At 59.8% G+C, this 1,273-nt stretch carries 3 protein-coding genes; 1 reads left to right on the top strand and 2 read right to left on the bottom strand.

Annotated features, from left to right (window positions below; all coding sequences use genetic code 11):
• Together AC1DH9_RS29340 and kdpF are read right to left on the bottom strand one after the other, a co-directional pair.
• On the bottom strand, positions 1–397 hold a 397-nt coding region (locus AC1DH9_RS29340; protein WP_477809355.1), incomplete at its 3' end, for a potassium-transporting ATPase subunit KdpA.
• A gap of 8 nt (positions 398–405) precedes the next feature.
• Complete coding sequence (gene kdpF / locus AC1DH9_RS29345) at positions 406–495, bottom strand: K(+)-transporting ATPase subunit F (RefSeq protein WP_019692955.1); 90 nt, start codon at positions 493–495, stop codon at positions 406–408.
• Positions 496–816: 321 nt separating this feature from the next.
• Between kdpF and AC1DH9_RS29350 the strand changes: the two genes are divergently transcribed.
• The coding region (locus tag AC1DH9_RS29350; protein ID WP_477809356.1) for an amino acid permease at positions 817–1,273 on the top strand (457 nt) is incomplete at its 3' end.

Genomic DNA, 1,273 nt, shown 5'->3' on the forward strand with positions numbered 1-1,273 from the left:
GGCTCAGATAGCTCAGGGTCGCCTCACCGCTGTAGGACTGCCAGTTGGTGTTGGTCATGAAGCTGACGGCAGTGTTGAACGCCTGCGTCCACTCCTGGCCCGGCAGATTCTGCGGGTTGAGTGGCAAGTAGTCCTGAAACAACAGGATCGCGAACAACAGCAAAAAGCCCGCGAGGTTAAATGCGAGCAACGCCAGGGTGTATTTCTGCCAACTCTGTTCGCTCTGCGGGTCGACCCCGGCCACGCGATAACAGCCGCGTTCCACAGGCCCGAGGATCGGCGTCAGCCAGGTGCGCTGGCCTTCCATCACCTTGTAGTAGAACCTTCCCAGGAACGGTGCCGGAATCAGCACCACGRCGAAGAACGCGAGGATCAGCCAATAGTCATAACTGTGCATAGCCGCTCCTAGTGCTGATCCGCGCGCAACAGCGCAACCAACAGATAAATGAACAGTCCCACCGCCAACAGCAGGGACACCCCGTCCAGAACACTCATGGAATTTCTCCGTCGTACGGCAACTGCCGCGTGTGGCGCAATTGTCCGCAGGAAGGCTGTAAAGGAACGAGACCGAGGGGTTGGGTGCGGCATAAAGAAAGCGTAAAGAGTGGGTTTATGCGGGGATTACAGTGGTGGTCTGGCGGGAGTCATCGCGAGCAGGCTCGCTCCCACAATTGGAATGCCATCGTCCATGCAACGTCGAACTCCTGTGGGAGCGAGCCTGCTCGCGATGACGGCAGAACAGGTGCCCACGCCCCCAACTGGCGCCCACTGCACACGCCCTCCCCCGGGCTTTCCAATCCGCTGCGGGAGAAACGCATGAACACACAACTCAAACCGACGTTGGGCACGCTGCATTTATGGGGGATCGCGGTCGGGCTGGTGATTTCCGGCGAGTACTTTGGCTGGAGTTACGGCTGGGGTGTAGCCGGAACGCTCGGCTTTCTGGTGACCTCGTTCATGGTCGCGACCCTGTACACCTGCTTCATTTTCAGCTTCACCGAATTGACTACGGCGATCCCGCACGCCGGCGGCCCTTTCGCCTACAGTCGCCGCGCCTTTGGCGAAAAAGGCGGACTGATCGCCGGCCTGGCGACGTTGATCGAGTTCGTCTTCGCACCTCCGGCCATTGCCCTGGCCATTGGCGCTTATCTCAACGTGCAGTTCCCCGCCCTCGACCCGAAACATGCAGCGGTCGGCGCCTACATCGTATTCATGGGCCTGAACATCCTCGGGGTAAAACTGGCGGCGACCTTCGAACTGGTGGTGTGTGTGC

The organism is Pseudomonas sp. 05T35 (assembly GCF_056396605.1).

What these genes read in the sequence shown, in the direction of transcription:
- kdpF (WP_019692955.1), bottom strand. Translation starts at nt 495, where the DNA reads ATGAGTGTTCTGGACGGGGTGTCCCTGCTGTTGGCGGTGGGACTGTTC.